Below are 17,174 nucleotides of genomic sequence, written 5' to 3' on the forward strand. Positions count from 1 at the left end.
AAATGATAAAAATCGGATATTTCAGGAGAGTGTAATGACTCAGCAAGAATACCAGAACCGCCGTCAAGCGCTGTTGACGAAGATGGCCCCGGGCAGTGCTGCTATTATTTTTGCAGCACCAGAGGCCACGCGCAGTGCGGATTCCGAATATCCCTATCGGCAGAATAGCGATTTCAGCTATCTGACGGGCTTTAATGAGCCGCAAGCGGTGCTGATTCTGGTGAAAAGCGATGAGACTCACAACCACAGTGTGCTGTTTAACCGGGTGCGGGATTTAACCGCTGAAATCTGGTTTGGCCGCCGTTTAGGGCAAGAGGCCGCACCTGAGAAGTTGGGTGTTGATCGCGCATTACCTTTCGATGAAATCGACGAGCAACTCTATTTGCTGCTTAATCGCCTTGATGTGATTTATCACGCGCAGGGGCAATATGATTATGCAGATAAAATTGTTTTTGCAGCGCTGGAAAAGTTACGTAATGGTTTTCGTAAAAATCTACGCGCACCCGCAACTTTGACTGATTGGCGACCATGGCTGCATGAAATGCGTCTGTTTAAGTCAGAGGAAGAAATTGCTGTGCTGCGTCGAGCCGGTGAAATCAGCGCATTAGCCCATACCCGCGCGATGGAGAAATGTCGCCCAGGAATGTTCGAGTACCAACTGGAGGGGGAAATTCTGCATGAGTTTACCCGTCATGGTGCGCGTTATCCGGCCTATAACACGATCGTCGGCGGTGGTGAGAACGGCTGCATTCTGCATTACACCGAAAATGAGTGTGAACTGCGGGATGGTGAATTGGTGCTGATTGATGCGGGTTGTGAATATCAGGGCTATGCCGGTGATATTACGCGTACTTTCCCGGTTAATGGCAAATTCACCCCAGCGCAACGCGAGATTTATGACATCGTGTTGGCCTCCATCAACAAAGCACTGGCGCTATTCCGGCCAGGCACCAGTATCCGCGAAGTCACGGAGCAGGTCGTGCGGATTATGATCACCGGCTTGGTTGATTTGGGTATCCTGAAAGGAGATATCGAGCAGCTCATTGCTGAACAGGCACACAAGCCATTCTTTATGCACGGCCTGAGCCACTGGCTGGGGTTGGATGTGCATGATGTTGGTGATTATACCAACAGTGAGCGTGGTCGCATTCTTGAACCGGGTATGGTGCTGACTATTGAGCCGGGCTTATATATTGCGCCAGATGCCGATGTTCCGCCGCAATATCGTGGTATTGGCATTCGGATTGAAGATGACATCGTGATTACCGCAGAGGGTAATGAAAATCTGACCGCCAGTGTGGTAAAAGATCCCGATGAGATTGAAGCCCTGATGGCAGCAGCGAGATAACTGATGAGCGTGATAATTGTCGGTGGCGGTATGGCCGGTGCAACACTGGCGCTGGCTATTTCATCCCTTACGCACGGGAAGATGCCGGTGGCGTTGGTTGAAGCGCAGCGTCCTGATAGCAGGCTGCATCCGGGTTTTGATGCGCGAGCCATTGCTTTGGCGCACGGCACCTGTCAGCAATTGGATCGTATTGGCCTCTGGTCGGCTCTGGCCGATTGTGCCACCGCCATAGAACATGTTCACGTCAGTGATAGTGGCCATTCCGGTTTTGTGAACCTTCGGGCGCAAGATTATCGCGTTCCGGCACTGGGTCAGGTTATCGAGTTGTTTGATGCGGGTAAACGGCTATTTGCTTTATTACAGAAGGCACCGGGAGTGACCCTGCATTGCCCGGCCAAAATGGTTGATGTGGTTCGCACGGCTGAATCTGCCGCGGTGACATTGGATAACGGCCAACAGCTTCACGCTAAACTGCTGGTGGCGGCGGATGGCTCTCATTCCGCATTGGCTCAGGCCTGTAACATTCAGTGGCAGCAGCAGGATTATCAACAGATTGCGGTGATCGCTAATGTCACGACTTCTGAGCTACCCAACGGGCGTGCTTTTGAGCGCTTTACCCGTCATGGGCCGTTGGCGCTGCTGCCGATGTCTCAGGGGCGCAGTTCATTGGTGTGGTGTCATGCCAAAGAAGATAGAGCCCAAGTTGATAGCTGGGATGATGCCCGTTTTCTGGCGGAATTACAGCGCGCTTTTGGCTGGCGTTTGGGGAAAATGCTCCATGCTGGCAAACGCCACAGTTACCCGCTGCAATTACTCACTGCCACGCGCCATGTTAGTCATCGTCTGGCATTAGTCGGTAATGCCGCCCAAACATTGCATCCGATTGCCGGTCAGGGGTTTAATCTCGGTCTGCGTGATGTGATGTCATTGGCAGAAACTATCGCGCGGGCGGGGGATGATCCCGGTGATTATAAGGTACTCAGTCAATATCAACAGCGGCGGGAACCGGATCAACGGGCAACCATTGGCATCACTGATGGGTTAATTCACCTGTTTGCCAACCGCTATGGGCCGTTGGTGGTTGGCCGCAATCTTGCTTTGATGTCGATGGAGCAAATACCTGCAATCCGTGATACTTTCGCGCGGCGCACACTGGGATGGGTCGGTCGCTAGTTTTACCCATCATATTTCACGTTGCTTCCTGCATCGAGAAATCTATCGGGTAAATAAAGTTCATATTTTCATGGGATATATCTCGGTATGCAATCATATGACGTGGTAATCGCTGGTGGCGGAATGGTCGGCCTGGCACTGGCTTGTGGGTTGCAAGGCAGCGGTCTACGCATTGCCATTCTGGAACACCAGCCAGAACAAGAGCCGCTATCTGCGCCAGTGACCGGTGAGTTAGCGCTTCGTGTCTCGGCGATCAATGCAGCCAGTGAGCGCTTACTGCAAAAAACTGGTGTGTGGGATAACATCTTGGCTCTACGCGCCAGCCCTTATAGTGGCATGGAAGTGTGGGACCAAGACAGTTTTGGCAAAATTGCTTTCCACGCCGATGAGTATGGTTTTAGCCATCTTGGACATATTATTGAAAATCAGGTCATTCAGCAGGCACTCTGGCAACGAGCAAGCCAATTGGCTGATGTCACCTTGCTGGCCCCCGCCAGTATCAAACAGGTGGCTTGGGGCGAAAGTGAAGCATTTATTACTCTGACAGATGACCGGATGCTGAGCACCAAACTGGTGGTTGGGGCTGATGGGGCCAACTCTTGGTTGCGCCAACATGCTGATATCCCACTGACATTTTGGGATTACGCCCATCACGCGCTGGTGGCCACTATTCGCACTGAAGAAACCCATCAGGCCACGGCCAGGCAGGTGTTTCATGGCGACGGTATTTTAGCATTCCTGCCATTTAGCGACCCACATCTTAGCTCGATTGTTTGGTCAGTCTCACCTGAGCGCGCCGCCGAGTTAACCGCGCTGTCCGCTGAGCAGTTTAACCGTGAGTTTGGAATGGCGTTTGATATGCGGCTGGGGCAATGCCAGCTTGAAAGCGAGCGCCAAACCTTCCCATTGATCGGGCGATATGCGCGTAGTTTTGCCGCTCATCGGTTGGTTCTGGTCGGTGATGCTGCCCATACTGTGCATCCATTGGCCGGGCAGGGGGTGAATTTAGGTTTTATGGATGCTGCTGAATTGGTTTCAGAACTCCGGCGCTTGCAGCGTCAGGGCAAAGATATTGGCCAACACCTTTATTTACGCCGCTATGAACGTCGCCGTAAACACAGTGCTGCGGTGATGCTTGCCAGTATGCAGGGATTTCGTGATTTATTTGCCGGAAATAATCCCGCTAAAAAACTGCTGCGTGATATTGGGCTAACATTGGCTGATAACTTACCGGGTATCAAACCACAGTTAGTGCGTCAGGCGATGGGGTTAAATGATTTGCCTGATTGGCTTGATGAATAATCCAGGATATAAAAGCCGCCTCAGTTGAAATAATCTAATTTCAGCCCACTTTTCGCATTAGTTTTTTTTATATACAACCAAAACCTGACAAGTTGATTCTGACAGGGTTTTGGTTGTTTCGTTATATAACATCGCTATTTTTACGGTTTAATTGTTAATTATGTGCCTCTGGGCGCATTTTTACAGTGGAAAACTCTGCACAATACCCCTGCCTTTTGTCGCCTTAGTGGGTGCTATTGCCTCTTTTACCTTATGGTTACCTAATAGATTCGGTGATAACGTTGAGCAAAAGGTATCGTTTGCGTAAACCCGTCATACTTCACGTTGCATGTGTGTTGGCTGCCTTCGTTCCCCCCAGTCACTTACTTATGTAAGCTCCTGGGGATTCACTTAGTTACCGCCTTCCTGCAACCCGAATTATCTAGGGTATATGCCTGTTTATGGTAAGTCAGAGTACTAGACATCCATGGCATGAAACTGTTTGAGGGAGAGTAGATGGCTAAGCAGACCCCGCTGTATGACCAACACGTAGCGTGCGGTGCGCGCATGGTAGATTTTCATGGCTGGATGATGCCATTGCATTATGGTTCCCAAATCGACGAGCACCATATCGTGCGCCAGGATGCCGGTATGTTTGATGTCTCGCACATGACTATTGTCGACTTGCACGGTGCCCGTACCCGTGAATTCCTGCGTTATCTATTAGCTAATGATGTTGCCAAGCTGACCCAACCGGGCAAAGCCCTTTACACCGCAATGCTGAATGCCTCCGGCGGTGTTATCGATGATTTGATTGTCTATTTCCTACGCGAAGACTATTTCCGTTTAGTGGTTAACTCTGCTACCCGCGAAAAAGATCTGAACTGGTTCATTCAGCATGCTAAGCCGTATCAGGTTGATGTCACTGTACGTGATGATTTGGCACTGGTAGCAGTGCAAGGCCCAACAGCACAACAGAAAGTCGCGACCTTACTCACTCCTGAGCAGCAACAAGCGATCGCAGGAATGAAACCGTTCTTTGGTATTCAGGTTGATGACTTGTTTATCGCCACCACCGGTTATACCGGCGAAGCAGGTTACGAAATTGCATTACCTAAAGAGCGGGTTGTCGAATTTTGGCAACAATTATTGGCTGCCGGTGTGAAACCTGCTGGCCTTGGTGCTCGTGACACTTTGCGCCTGGAAGCCGGTATGAATCTCTACGGTCAGGAAATGGACGAAGGCGTTTCGCCACTTGCCGCCAATATGGGCTGGACAGTTGCCTGGTTGCCAGAAGACCGCCAGTTTATCGGCCGCGAAGCACTTGAGCAGCAACGTGCTAACGGAACTGAGCAATTGGTAGGTTTGATCATGACCGAAAAAGGTGTATTACGTAATGAGTTACCGGTGCATTTTTCTGATGATTCGGGCAATCAGCATGTTGGCGTGATAACCAGCGGTTCATTCTCTCCTACACTGGGCTTTAGTATTGCGCTGGCCCGTGTCCCTGCGGGGATAGGCGAAAATGCAGTAGTGCAAATCCGCAACCGTGAAATGCCAGTGCGGGTCACAAAACCGGGTTTTGTGCGGGCGGGTAAACCGGTCGCGCTGTAATTATTTAGAGTATTCCGAATTCTACGAGCCACACCTTTTTGGCTCTACCCTTTTTAAGGAGCAGCAATGAGCAATGTACCAGCAGATTTGAAATATGCGTCATCTCATGAGTGGGTTCGTGCCGATGGTGATGGTGTGTACAGCGTCGGGATCACCGAGCATGCGCAAGAGCTACTGGGTGACATGGTGTTTGTGGATTTGCCTGAAGTAGGCAGTGAAGTTTCCGCTGGCAGCGATTGTGCTGTTGCTGAATCCGTTAAAGCTGCTTCTGACATTTATGCGCCAATCAGTGGTGAAATCATCGCTGTGAATGCTGAACTGGAAAGCTCCCCTGAGCTGGTGAACAGCGCGCCTTATACCGATGGCTGGCTATTTAGCATCAAAGCTTCTGATGAAAGTGAGTTGGATAGTTTGTTAGATGCCGAGTCCTATCAGGCGACTATCGACGAGTAGATGAACGTGGTCCCGTTTTTGGGAGCCAAACTGCTGACAAACCCCGATGACTTGATCTTTGGCGGTGAGAGCAGGCAGAAGAGTCAAGCGTCCGCGCCAGGGATGGCGCGGCTCGAGCCTCCAGGGATGGATTGACGGCGTCTTTACGATCTGCCTGTTCTCTCAGTAGCACGCACTTTGTCAACAACCCCGTCCCATGCCCTATTCAGGAATTTGTAGCACATGACTCAGAATCTCAGCCAGCTTGAACATAACGATGCTTTTATTCAGCGCCATATCGGCTCCTCTACTGAACAACAGCAACAGATGTTGGCCGCTGTTGGTGCCAACTCGTTAAGTACATTGATCCAGCAGATTGTTCCGGCAGATATCCAATTGCCAAGCCCGCCTCCGGTGGGGGAAGCCGCCACAGAACATCAGGCGTTGGCAGAACTTAAAGGGATCGCCAGCCAGAATCAGCGCTATAAATCCTATATCGGCATGGGCTACAGCCCGGTTCTGACGCCGCCGGTTATTCTACGTAATATGCTGGAAAACCCCGGTTGGTACACGGCTTACACTCCGTATCAGCCAGAAGTTTCACAGGGTCGCCTTGAGGCGTTACTGAATTTCCAGCAACTCACCCAAGACTTAACTGGCCTGGATCTGGCTTCAGCTTCTTTATTGGATGAAGCCACAGCAGCTGCAGAATCCATGGCGTTGGCAAAACGTGCAAGTAAATTAAAAGACGCTAATCGTTTCTTTGTCGCCGATGATGTCCATCCACAAACGCTGGATGTCGTTCTGACCCGCGCAGAAACCTTTGGTTTTGAAGTGATTGTTGACCGTGCTGAAAAAGTGCTGGAGTTAGAAGGCGTGTTTGGTGTGTTGCTGCAACAAGTCGGCACCACGGGCGAACTGCATGACTATTCAGCACTGCTATCTGAGCTGAAAAAACGCAAAATCATTACCAGCGTTGCCGCCGATATTATGGCGCTGGTGCTGCTGACCGCACCGGGTCAGCAGGGCGCTGATGTGGTGTTTGGCTCTGCTCAGCGTTTTGGGGTACCGATGGGCTACGGTGGCCCACATGCGGCATTCTTTGCTTGCCGCGATGAGTTTAAACGCTCAATGCCGGGTCGGATTATCGGGGTTTCCCGCGATGCTGCTGGTCATACCGCGTTGCGTATGGCGATGCAAACTCGCGAGCAACATATCCGCCGCGAGAAAGCCAACTCCAATATCTGTACCTCTCAGGTCTTACTGGCCAATATCGCCAGCTTGTATGCGGTTTATCATGGCCCACAAGGCTTGCAGCGCATCGCGGGTCGTATTCATCGCATGACTGATATTCTGGCTGCGGGCTTGCAACAAGCGGGTCTGGCACTGCGTTTCGCACATTGGTTCGATACATTGACTGTCGAAGTGAAAGACAAAGCTGCTGTATTGGCCCGCGCATTGAGTTTTGGTATTAATCTGCGAACTGATATTCATGGCGCAGTAGGTATCACGCTGGATGAAACCACCTCACGTGAAGATATTCAAATTCTCTTCACCTTGTTAGCCGGTGATAACCACGGTCTCGATATTGACCTGCTTGATGCAAAAGTCAGCCAGAATAGCCAGTCGATTCAAACGGGTATGTTGCGCCAGGACCCCATTCTGACTCATCCTGTATTTAATCGTTATCACAGCGAAACCGAAATGATGCGTTATATGCATCGTTTAGAACGCAAAGATTTGGCACTGAATCAGGCGATGATCCCGTTAGGTTCTTGCACCATGAAGCTGAATGCCGCAGCAGAGATGATCCCCATCACCTGGCCGGAGTTCGCTGAATTACACCCCTTCTGCCCGCCGGAACAAGCTGCGGGTTACCAACAAATGATTGGTCAACTGTCACAATGGTTGGTGCAATTAACGGGTTATGATGCGGTTTGTATGCAGCCAAACTCTGGCGCGCAAGGCGAATATGCAGGGTTACTGGCGATTCGTCGCTACCATGAAAGCCGCAATCAGGCGAGCCGTCATATCTGTTTGATCCCAAGCTCGGCTCACGGCACCAATCCGGCATCGGCACAAATGGCCGGTATGTCCGTAGTGGTGGTGGCCTGTGATAAGCAAGGGAATATCGATTTGCATGACTTGCGCCAGAAGGCGGGTGAAGCAGGTGATGAGCTCTCTTGTATTATGGTGACTTACCCGTCGACTCACGGCGTGTACGAAGAAACCATCCGTGAAGTTTGTCAGATTGTGCATCAGTTTGGTGGTCAGGTTTATCTTGATGGCGCGAACATGAATGCGCAGGTTGGAATAACTACCCCGGGCTATATTGGCGCGGATGTTTCTCACCTGAACTTACATAAAACCTTCTGTATTCCACACGGCGGTGGTGGCCCAGGTATGGGGCCGATTGGTGTTAAAGCGCATTTAGCGCCATTTGTTCCGGGCCACAGTGTCGTGCAAATTGATGGCATGACGACCCAACAGGGCGCGGTTTCAGCGGCACCATTTGGTAGTGCATCAATCTTGCCTATCAGCTGGATGTACATCCGTATGATGGGGGCTGATGGACTGAAACAAGCCAGTCAGGTCGCGATTCTGAATGCCAACTACATTGCAACTCGCCTGAAAGAGGCCTATCCGGTGCTGTATACCGGCCATGATGGTCGTGTGGCGCACGAGTGTATTTTAGATATTCGCCCACTGAAAGAAGCAACAGGTATCAGCGAGATGGATATCGCCAAGCGCTTAATCGACTTCGGCTTCCATGCGCCAACCATGTCCTTCCCGGTGGCGGGCACGTTGATGGTGGAACCGACTGAATCAGAAAGTAAAGTTGAGTTAGACCGCTTTATCGACGCCATGCTGGCTATTCGCGCGGAAATCGAGAAAGTGGCTCGTGCTGAATGGCCACTGGAAGACAACCCGTTGGTGAATGCGCCGCATACTCAAGCTGAGCTGGTCGGTGAGTGGCAGCATCCTTACAGCCGTGAGTTGGCGGTATTCCCGGTGGCAGGTGTGATGGAGAATAAATACTGGCCGAGCGTGAAACGTCTGGATGATGTGTACGGTGACCGTAATTTATTTTGCTCATGTGTACCAATAAGTGATTACGAGTAATTTTTTGCAGCAAATAACAAAGGGTCGCGCAAGCGGCCCTTTTACTTTATTAGTATTAACTCTATTAATGCCTACTCTTACTCTTCAAATTGAGAAAATGACTGACGACGGAATAAGGAAATGGGATATGCATAAAAAAGTCGCGTTAGTGACAGGGGGGAGTCGTGGCATTGGCCGTGCCACGGCATTGTTATTAGCAAAGCACGGTTATCGGGTTGCGGTAAATTATATCAATGATGAACAAGCTGCCCGACAGGTGGTGGCAGAGATCGCCGCTGGCGGTGGGTTAGCTGTGGCGTTACAAGCCGATATTGCTGATGAGCTACAAGTAGTTGCGCTATTTGAAAAACTTGAAGCCCAGCTTGGGCCGATCACCGCACTGGTCAATAATGCGGGCATTTTGTTTACCCAATCGGGCATCGAAGGATTAACGGCTGAGCGGATTAATCGGGTATTGAGTACCAATGTGACGGGTTACTTTTTATGTAGCCGCGAAGCTGTCAAGCGCATGGCATTGCGCCACGGTGGTAATGGCGGTGCGATTGTTAATGTCTCTTCTGCCGCAGCCCGTCTAGGCGCGCCAGGTGAATATCTTGATTATGCCGCCTCCAAAGGGGCCATTGATACACTCACCACCGGTTTATCATTGGAAGTGGCGGCAGAGGGCATCCGAGTGAATGGCGTTCGTCCGGGGTTAATCTATACCGATATACATGCCAGCGGGGGTGAGCCGGGGCGAGTTGATCGGGTAAAAAGCTTACTGCCAATGAAACGCGGCGGGCATCCACAAGAAGTGGCAGAGGCAATCGTCTGGTTGCTGTCAGAGCATGCCTCTTATGTCACTGGCAGTGTATTGGATTTAGCCGGTGGGAAATAAGCGAGTATTCAGTTACTTCAGCCAACCTTTTTGCTGTGCCGCCTACAACTGTGGCGAATATCTTTTAGCCTATCGATTTCCATCAGAAACTGAATAGTTTCTGTCAGTGGACCAAAATCCAAGACTGCTAATGACATAAATTACCCTTTGTTTTTGGCGCTGAGCAATAATTGCTGCTCAAGCTCGATTTGTCATCCTAATTTGAACCACAGACACGGCGGGTTACATGTACTGACAGAATATTTAAGCGTACACGTGTACACTGGAATTATTCTCAGTTAATCTGTACGCACTCTTTTTGTACAGCTTTTGAATAACTATTGCGCTCATCGGATGAGATAACGATTCATTTTCAGGATAATTAGTATTGAAGAATAAATCAGCTATACCCTCGACCCTGGTCACCCCCGCCGTAGCGACAACACCGTCTTATCCGTGGGCAGAAGAAATAGCCAATAGCATCAGTCATGGTATTGGCGTGGTGTTTGGCATTATCGGTTTGGTTTTGCTATTGGTGCAGGCGTTAGATAATGGGGCCGATACCAAGGCGTTAACCAGTTACAGTTTGTATGGCGGCAGTATTATTCTGCTGTTTTTAGCCTCGACGTTGTATCACGCCATCCCACATCGCAAGGCGAAACTCTGGCTACAGAAGTTTGACCATTGCGCCATTTACATCTTAATCGCTGGGACATATACACCATTTCTATTGGTGGGGTTGGACTCTCCGTTAGCCCATGGCTTGATGGCGGTGATATGGGGATTGGCACTGGTGGGCGTCATCTTCAAATTGGCCTTTGCACATCGCTTTGAAATGCTGTCGCTGGTGACTTACCTGACGATGGGCTGGCTTTCATTGATTGTGATTTATCAACTGGCGGTAAAGCTTGAGATTGGCGGCTTAGCATTATTGGCTATTGGTGGCTTGTTATACACGTTGGGCGTGATTTTCTATGCCTCCAAGCGCATTCGCTTCGGTCATGCCATTTGGCACGGTTTTGTGTTGGGCGGCAGTGTTTGCCACTTTATGGCGATCTACTTGTATGTTTGATTAGGAGGCCGGAGAACCGGCCTCAGAGTGTATTATTTATCTTCTTCCAATGAATAGGGTAGCGGTTGAATTGAAAGCACACTTTGCTCATCATCACGCACGCGCAGCACACTGTCTGCCGCCAAGTCATTATTCATCACTGCTTGAACCCACACCGTGCCATCACTGAGTGCGACGGCGGCCAATACGCTACCGGTACGACGCCAGTTTTCACCTAACTGCCACTCTAAATCCTCGCCGGCCGCTGGCACTCGGTTGGCCTGACCTGCCAACCAGTAGAGTGCGCGCTTATTAGCACCACGGTATTTTGCTCTGGCGACCATTTCCTGTCCGGTATAACACCCCTTGCTGAAACTGATGCCATTCAACGCCTGAATGTTTGTTGCTTGTGGAATAAATTGCGCGCTGCTAGCGGTATCAATGATAGGAAAACCTGCTTCGATATCCAGCGCCAGCCACTGTTGGCTGTTATTAAACTGCGCCCGGTCAGCCAGTTTCTCCACTAACTGTTGCGCTTGCTCGGTATCGGTCACCAGCAGGAAGCGCTCGGCGGGCAGCGAGAAATGCAACAGCGTGCTATCACCTTGCTGTACTACCGGATGTTCAGCATCAGGTAACTCGGCGAAAATCTCCGCCAGTGCAGCTTTTGCCTGTGCGCCCGCCACACCGAGCAAAACGGTATCAGGTTGTGCGGTAATCACCACTTTGGAGAACACCGCATATTTCTTCAGCTCGCTCAATTGGTTATCAAGCACACTGCGGCGTTCGATAAAGGCTAACCCTTCGCCACGATAAAATAACCGTAGGTTGCTCCACATCTTCCCTTTAGCATCACAATGGGCGCACAGTACATGCTGATCTGCGGGCAGCGCATCAATATCAGCCGTGACTTGCCCTTGCAGATATTTTACGCGGTCTGCGCCCGTTAACGTCACCAGCGCCCAGTCATTAAGAGAGACTAATGTTAGTGGCAGCTCGGAAGAGGTGACCAGTGGTTGTGCAGCAAATGGAGTGTTATTAGCCATGGTTTACCTAAAATAAATAGTACCTGCGGATAAGTGGGACTTAATCAGCGCGGCACAGTGAACCGATGCTCCAATGGTAAAATAGCCGGGTAGCTTTGCAAGCAGTAATTCCACGGAATGGCCATTATTATTCAATATCTGAATTCGACGATATCTGAGGTACAATAGCCGCAGATTCTATGGCGGAATGCTGAATATGATTGAAAAAACAGCATAATCCCGTCCCTAGCCTATCAGTATCCTTTTTTTGAGGAGTCAATCAGGACATGGAAATCGATAATAAAGCCCGTATTCACTGGGCGTGCCGTCGGGGTATGCGTGAACTGGATATCTCTATCATGCCGTTTTTTGAATATGAATATGATGGCTTGAGCGATAACGAGAAACAGGTTTTTATCCGTTTGCTTGAGTGTGATGATCCAGATTTATTTAACTGGTTGATGAATCACGGGGAACCGCAGGATAGCGAGCTGCGTCAAATGGTCAAACTGATTCAAACACGAAATAAAGCCCGTGGCCCAGTGGCGATGTGACCTGCGGATATCCTGGCACACTCAACTCTTCTCTCTATTAGCTCACGGCGTCCTGGTCACACTCACGCTGGTTGCGCCTTGGCCTCAGGGCTATACCGCGCTGTGGCTCGTGTTACTGACGTTAGTGGTGTTTGAGTGTATCCGCAGCCAGAAAAATATTACGTCTTGCCAAGGTGAGATCAGGCTGAAACCCGGCAATATAGTGCTATGGAAACGGCACGAGTGGGTTGTCATTAAGCAGCCGTGGATCACCCGTTATGGCGTGTTATTGAGTTTACAACAGACAAGCAATCGCTCAACCCGTAAGCGTTTATGGCTGGCGGCGGACAGCATGTCTGAAGAGGAATGGCGGGGATTGTGTCTCCTATTACGCCATTCATTTGGCTCCGATGAAGGTATTAATTAATGAAGCCCTTAATCTGGCTGGTGGAAGATGAGCCGAGTATCGCTGACACCTTAATTTATACCTTGGAAAGTGAAGGTTTTACCCTCCGGTGGTTTGACCGGGGGGAACCCGCCCTGGCTGCTTTGGCCAATGGGCCGCCAGTGCTGGCAATAGTTGACGTCGGCTTACCTGATATTAACGGTTTTGACCTGTGTCGCCGTATACTGGCCCAAGTACCAGAACTGCCGGTGGTCTTTTTAACCGCGCGTAGCGAAGAGCTGGACCGGATTATCGGCTTGGAAATCGGCGCTGACGACTACATCGCGAAACCATTCTCGCCGCGTGAGGTGAGCGCCAGAGTTCGCACCGTGTTACGGCGGCTGCAAAAATCTCAATCCTTGGCTACTTCTGCCACCTTGCATCAATTCGGCAATTTCACTCTGGACGAAGCGGGGGCGCGAGTCATTTATCATCAACAGGTTTTATGGCTCACTCGCTATGAATATCTGCTACTGAAAACCTTATTACTGGCACCTGATCGTGTATTTTCACGCCAGCAATTGATGGATATTGTCTGGGCGCAAGCAGAAGAGAGCCAGGATCGCACCGTCGATACCCATATCAAAACGCTGCGCTCAAAGCTGCGTATGACTAACGATGAAGAGTCGCCAATCCGCACCCATCGTGGACTGGGTTACAGCCTGACGTATCGAACATGAGCCATTTCTGATGAAAATAGGTGTGCGTTTGTTGCTGGGCTATTTTCTGATAGTCGCCATCGCCGGTTATTTTGTCATTCGTATTTTCGTGCAGGAAGTTAAGCCCGGGGTGCGGCGCGCGACGGAAGGAACATTGGTCGATACCGCCACCTTGTTGGCGCAATTCGCTCGTCAGGATATGTTGCAAAATAAAGTCGCTGGTGGTCAGTTGGCGCAAGCTTTTGCTTCACTCAATCTGCGGCCAATCGGCGCAAATATCGAAGGTATCCGCAAGGATCGCAATGAATACCGGGTTTATCTGACTGATGCTGAGGGACGGGTGATCTTTGATTCATCCGGTAAAGCCGTCGGGCAAGACTATTCGCGCTGGAATGATGTCTGGCTGACACTGCGGGGTGACTACGGCGCCCGCAGCACCCGCACTGATCCTACAGATGAACAAAGTTCGGTGATGTATGTGGCCGCTCCGGTTATTGCCGAGAATAAGATTATTGGTGTGCTCAGTGTGGGCAAACCCAATATTTCTATGGCTCCGGTAATCAAGCGCAGTGAGCGTAAAATCTTGCTGGCGGGTGGCGTATTACTTGGGATGGCTCTGCTAATTGGCTTGGGGTTTGTCTGGTGGATCAATCGGGCTATTGGCAAACTGGTCGATTATGCCGAACGGGTTTCTGAGGGGCAGAACGTTGCGCTACCCGCGATGGGTAGCAACGAACTGAATGATTTGGCACGAGCGCTGGAAAGCATGCGACTTAAATTAGAGGGCAAAGCTTATATTGAGCAATATGTCCACACGCTAACTCATGAGTTGAAAAGCCCGCTGGCAGCGATTACTGGTGCGGCTGAGCTACTACGCGAATCTCCACCGCCGGTCACAGCTCAGCGTTTTCTGATGAATATTGAGCAGCAAAGTGTGCGTATCCAGCAATTGGTGGATAAGATGCTGATACAGGCACGACTGGAAAGTCGGGTTGACGTGCAACTTTCCCCAATAGAAATAAGCAGCATCATCAAGCAAGCGATAGAAGCCAAAGAAGCTCAGGCAGTCAGCCGAGGTATTAACTTGCGCTTAATCTGTGCCGAAAGTGCGACATTAACCGGTGACGGGTTGTTGCTTAGTCAAGCGTTGACCAATCTGATTGATAATGCATTGGATTTCACCCCAGCGGATGGCGAAGTGACATTAAGCGGTACCAGGCAAGCGGGTGAATATCTGATTACCGTTGAAGATACCGGCAGTGGCATCCCGGATTATGCCCAAGAGAAGATTTTTGACCGTTTTTATTCACTAGCGCGGCCTAATAGCCCAAAAAGTACCGGATTGGGGCTGAATTTTTTGCGCGAAGTTGCCGTTATTCATCAAGGGAATGTTTCCCTTGAAAACCGCCAGCCACACGGGGTGTGTGCTCGTTTAACCTTGCCGCTAGCTATCACTTAAGTCGCTGACTTCACTTTCACTTCACATAACCTCATTTTCCTTTCACTTCACGAGCTTAAGCTGCTCTCCTGACCTTAAAGGAGAGCACGTCATGTTCAAATCCGTACTGTTTTGGAAAATAGCCGCGTTATTGGGGCTCATTCTTTTGATGATGATTCCGAAAGAAATGCTGCTGAATGTTATCAATGAACGCAGTGGCTACCGCCAAAGTGTGGTCGACAAAGTCAGTGACAGCACCAGCCGCGCACAAAAGATCCTTGGGCCGCTGATTGTCGTGCCTTACAGCGAATGGATTGAAACCGAAGTTGATGGTAAGAAACAGGGGCAGCGGGTGAGCCGCCATCGCTATTTATTGCCGGAGATAATGACAATCACTGGTGCGCCGGATGTTGAAGTTCGCCAATTGGGTATTTATCAGGCTCAGGTCTATCAGGGGGAACTCTATTTCCACGGGCAATTTGAGTCTTCCTCGTTAGATGATTTAGATCGCGAAGGTGTCACCATCGGCATGCCGTCATTAGTGTTGGCACTGAGTGATTCGCGAGGGATTCAGCAGATTTCGCCGTTAAGCCTGGGCGATACAAAAATTAATTTCGAACCGGGGGCATTCCTGGGGCGCACGGCGCAAGGTGTGCATGCACAGCTGACTATCGAGCAGGTTCGCCAGGGCAAATTTGATGTTAATTTTAAACTGACACTGGCAGGCACCAACAGCCTTTCAGTTGTGCCCGTCGGGCGTAGCAGTGAACTGACGTTACAGAGCAACTGGCCGCATCCTAATTTTGTCGGTGAGTTTTTGCCATTACAACGTAAAGTAGAGGAAAAAGGCTTCCGTGCACATTGGAGCAGTAACTGGTTGGCTAACAGCATGAATATCAACTTTTCCGGTGATAATGTACGTTTTGATTTTGACCAACTGCCTGCATTCACCACCAGCTTGATTGAGCCGGTTGACCACTATCAGTTAACTGAGCGCGCCATTAAATATGCCATTCTATTTATTGGCTTAACCTTCTTTAGCTTCTTCTTGTTCGAGAGCCTGACGTCATTGCGTGTACACCCTATTCAGTATTTGCTGGTGGGCGCAGCATTAGTGTTGTTCTACCTCATGTTACTGGCGTTCTCTGAACATTTAGGGTTCACGCTGGCTTATATTATCGCCAGTTTGAGTTGCAGTATGTTGATTGCTGTCTATTTAAGTGCAGTGCTAGGTGGGTGGTTGCGTGGCGCATTGTTTGCAAGCGGACTATTACTGCTGTACGGCGTATTATTTGGACTATTACAATCAGAAGACAATGCGCTGTTATTAGGTGCGGGTTTACTGTTTATTATTCTCGCGGCAGTCATGTTACTGACCCGGCGGTTAGACTGGTATCAAGTGGCTTCCCCACAACGTTTAATCGGGCAAAAAAATGCAGAATTAACACATTGCGAACGAAAAGATGAAGAGATATCGAGCGATGTTGCTATAGCTGGGGGCGATGCTCAAGACTCTTTCCGGTTATGGAAATAAAATTGTATAAGTAGAAACGGGTATAGCAAACGGGCACTGTGGATGCCCGTTTATCCGATCAAAGCAGGGCATCCATCTCAAGCAGAATTTGATCACACCATTGTTCGATGCGCTCTTCACTCAAGTCGTATTGATTAACCTCATCTAACGCCAGCCCTACAAAGTGTTTACCGTCGGCACTGAGCGGTTTCGGGCTGGTAAACTCAAACCCATCTGTTGGCCAAAAACCAATAAATTTCACCCCTAGCGGCGCGATATGGTCGTGCAGCATCCCAAGAGCATCAAGGAACCATTCGCTATAACCGAATTGATCGCCCATACCATACATGGCAACAATCTTTCCCTTGAGATTAAGCTGTGTTAATTGCGGCCAAACAGCTTCCCAATCTTCCTGTAATTCGCCGAAATCCCAGGTAGGGATCCCCAGAATCAAAATGGAATATTTTTCCATTACTCGGGGGCTGACATCTTTTAGGTTATGTAAATCAACCAGATCTTCGCCGAGGATGTCGCGGATTTTTTCTGCCACCATTTCGGTATAGCAGGTGCTGGAGCCGTAAAAGAGACCAATCTTCATGATGTATAGCCATAGCATTACTAATAAGGAATAGCATCGAGTGTACCAGATTTGTCCCGTCATCAGGCATAATGGCTGTCCATCC

15 protein-coding genes and 1 pseudogene are annotated in these 17,174 nt (G+C 49.9%); 13 read left to right on the forward strand and 3 right to left on the reverse strand.

The annotated features are described in order from the left end of the window. Positions 1-34: 34 nt before the first annotated feature. The 7 genes from pepP (at position 35) to ACF3VQ_RS03995 (ending at position 9,848) form a co-directional block, all read left to right on the forward strand. Positions 35-1,348: a Xaa-Pro aminopeptidase gene (gene pepP / locus ACF3VQ_RS03965; protein ID WP_392433488.1), complete on the forward strand. Its 1,314-nt coding sequence runs from the start codon at positions 35-37 to the stop codon at positions 1,346-1,348. 3 nt (positions 1,349-1,351) lie between these two features. Next, positions 1,352-2,521 (forward strand): 2-octaprenyl-6-methoxyphenyl hydroxylase, encoded by a 1,170-nt coding sequence (gene ubiH / locus ACF3VQ_RS03970; RefSeq protein WP_392433489.1) that lies wholly within the window; start codon positions 1,352-1,354, stop codon positions 2,519-2,521. Positions 2,522-2,608: 87 nt separating this feature from the next. Beyond that, positions 2,609-3,823: an FAD-dependent 2-octaprenylphenol hydroxylase gene (ubiI, locus tag ACF3VQ_RS03975; RefSeq protein WP_392433490.1), complete on the forward strand. Its 1,215-nt coding sequence runs from the start codon at positions 2,609-2,611 to the stop codon at positions 3,821-3,823. 495 nt (positions 3,824-4,318) lie between these two features. Then, positions 4,319-5,416, forward strand: coding sequence for a glycine cleavage system aminomethyltransferase GcvT (gene gcvT, locus ACF3VQ_RS03980; protein WP_392433491.1), 1,098 nt, complete (start codon positions 4,319-4,321; stop codon positions 5,414-5,416). A 66-nt stretch (positions 5,417-5,482) separates the two neighbouring features. After that, complete coding sequence (gcvH, locus tag ACF3VQ_RS03985; protein WP_392433492.1) at positions 5,483-5,869, forward strand: glycine cleavage system protein GcvH; 387 nt, start codon at positions 5,483-5,485, stop codon at positions 5,867-5,869. A 222-nt stretch (positions 5,870-6,091) separates the two neighbouring features. Further along, positions 6,092-8,971 carry an aminomethyl-transferring glycine dehydrogenase gene (gene gcvP / locus ACF3VQ_RS03990; RefSeq protein ID WP_392433493.1) on the forward strand — a complete coding sequence of 960 codons (2,880 nt, stop codon included), beginning with the start codon at positions 6,092-6,094 and terminating at the stop codon, positions 8,969-8,971. A gap of 127 nt (positions 8,972-9,098) precedes the next feature. Continuing rightward, positions 9,099-9,848 carry an SDR family oxidoreductase gene (locus tag ACF3VQ_RS03995; protein WP_392433494.1) on the forward strand — a complete coding sequence of 250 codons (750 nt, stop codon included), beginning with the start codon at positions 9,099-9,101 and terminating at the stop codon, positions 9,846-9,848. Positions 9,849-9,901: 53 nt separating this feature from the next. On the opposite strand, the pseudogene ACF3VQ_RS04000 reads toward ACF3VQ_RS03995, so the two are convergent. Further along, positions 9,902-9,985: pseudogene (locus tag ACF3VQ_RS04000) on the reverse strand (HD domain-containing protein); the annotation flags it as partial. A 230-nt stretch (positions 9,986-10,215) separates the two neighbouring features. Here ACF3VQ_RS04000 and ACF3VQ_RS04005 point away from each other — a divergent pair. Beyond that, positions 10,216-10,899: a hemolysin III family protein gene (locus ACF3VQ_RS04005; RefSeq protein ID WP_392433495.1), complete on the forward strand. Its 684-nt coding sequence runs from the start codon at positions 10,216-10,218 to the stop codon at positions 10,897-10,899. A 32-nt stretch (positions 10,900-10,931) separates the two neighbouring features. Here ACF3VQ_RS04005 and ygfZ read toward each other — a convergent pair whose 3' ends face one another. Further along, on the reverse strand, positions 10,932-11,924 hold the full coding sequence (gene ygfZ / locus ACF3VQ_RS04010; RefSeq protein WP_392433496.1) for a tRNA-modifying protein YgfZ: 993 nt from the start codon (positions 11,922-11,924) through the stop codon (positions 10,932-10,934). Between the two features lie 266 nt (positions 11,925-12,190). On the opposite strand from ygfZ, the gene sdhE reads away from it, so the two are divergent. The 5 genes from sdhE to creD all read left to right on the forward strand — a co-directional run bounded on the left by sdhE (position 12,191) and on the right by creD (position 16,512). After that, positions 12,191-12,457 carry an FAD assembly factor SdhE gene (gene sdhE, locus ACF3VQ_RS04015; protein WP_392433497.1) on the forward strand — a complete coding sequence of 89 codons (267 nt, stop codon included), beginning with the start codon at positions 12,191-12,193 and terminating at the stop codon, positions 12,455-12,457. Next, the gene (locus tag ACF3VQ_RS04020; protein ID WP_392433498.1) at positions 12,438-12,863 is read left to right on the forward strand and encodes a protein YgfX; all 426 of its coding nucleotides are present in this window, start codon (positions 12,438-12,440) and stop codon (positions 12,861-12,863) included. The genes sdhE and ACF3VQ_RS04020 overlap by 20 nt, the downstream gene beginning before the upstream one ends. Continuing rightward, positions 12,863-13,561: a two-component system response regulator CreB gene (gene creB / locus ACF3VQ_RS04025; protein WP_392433499.1), complete on the forward strand. Its 699-nt coding sequence runs from the start codon at positions 12,863-12,865 to the stop codon at positions 13,559-13,561. Before ACF3VQ_RS04020 ends, creB begins: the two co-directional genes overlap by 1 nt. Positions 13,562-13,571: 10 nt before the next feature. Beyond that, positions 13,572-14,999, forward strand: a complete 1,428-nt coding sequence (creC, locus tag ACF3VQ_RS04030) for a two-component system sensor histidine kinase CreC (RefSeq protein WP_392433500.1) — start codon at positions 13,572-13,574, stop codon at positions 14,997-14,999. A gap of 91 nt (positions 15,000-15,090) precedes the next feature. Continuing rightward, positions 15,091-16,512 carry a cell envelope integrity protein CreD gene (gene creD / locus ACF3VQ_RS04035; RefSeq protein ID WP_392433501.1) on the forward strand — a complete coding sequence of 474 codons (1,422 nt, stop codon included), beginning with the start codon at positions 15,091-15,093 and terminating at the stop codon, positions 16,510-16,512. Positions 16,513-16,570: 58 nt separating this feature from the next. Here creD and fldB read toward each other — a convergent pair whose 3' ends face one another. Beyond that, on the reverse strand, positions 16,571-17,089 hold the full coding sequence (fldB, locus tag ACF3VQ_RS04040; RefSeq protein ID WP_392433502.1) for a flavodoxin FldB: 519 nt from the start codon (positions 17,087-17,089) through the stop codon (positions 16,571-16,573). Positions 17,090-17,174: the final 85 nt, after the last annotated feature.

Source organism: Yersinia fenwicki (assembly GCF_043099325.1).
In the GTDB taxonomy this organism is placed as follows: domain Bacteria; phylum Pseudomonadota; class Gammaproteobacteria; order Enterobacterales; family Enterobacteriaceae; genus Yersinia.

Bases quoted from the DNA above. Each gene is read 5' to 3' on its own strand.
- gcvH (WP_392433492.1), top strand. From the start codon at position 5,483: ATGAGCAATGTACCAGCAGATTTGAAATATGCGTCATCTCATGAGTGG.
- pepP (WP_392433488.1), top strand. From the start codon at position 35: ATGACTCAGCAAGAATACCAGAACCGCCGTCAAGCGCTGTTGACGAAG.
- ACF3VQ_RS03995 (WP_392433494.1), top strand. From the start codon at position 9,099: ATGCATAAAAAAGTCGCGTTAGTGACAGGGGGGAGTCGTGGCATTGGC.
- sdhE (WP_392433497.1), top strand. From the start codon at position 12,191: ATGGAAATCGATAATAAAGCCCGTATTCACTGGGCGTGCCGTCGGGGT.
- ubiH (WP_392433489.1), top strand. From the start codon at position 1,352: ATGAGCGTGATAATTGTCGGTGGCGGTATGGCCGGTGCAACACTGGCG.
- gcvT (WP_392433491.1), top strand. From the start codon at position 4,319: ATGGCTAAGCAGACCCCGCTGTATGACCAACACGTAGCGTGCGGTGCG.
- creB (WP_392433499.1), top strand. From the start codon at position 12,863: ATGAAGCCCTTAATCTGGCTGGTGGAAGATGAGCCGAGTATCGCTGAC.
- gcvP (WP_392433493.1), top strand. From the start codon at position 6,092: ATGACTCAGAATCTCAGCCAGCTTGAACATAACGATGCTTTTATTCAG.
- ygfZ (WP_392433496.1), bottom strand. From the start codon at position 11,924: ATGGCTAATAACACTCCATTTGCTGCACAACCACTGGTCACCTCTTCC.
- creD (WP_392433501.1), top strand. From the start codon at position 15,091: ATGTTCAAATCCGTACTGTTTTGGAAAATAGCCGCGTTATTGGGGCTC.
- ubiI (WP_392433490.1), top strand. From the start codon at position 2,609: ATGCAATCATATGACGTGGTAATCGCTGGTGGCGGAATGGTCGGCCTG.
- fldB (WP_392433502.1), bottom strand. From the start codon at position 17,089: ATGAAGATTGGTCTCTTTTACGGCTCCAGCACCTGCTATACCGAAATG.
- creC (WP_392433500.1), top strand. From the start codon at position 13,572: ATGAAAATAGGTGTGCGTTTGTTGCTGGGCTATTTTCTGATAGTCGCC.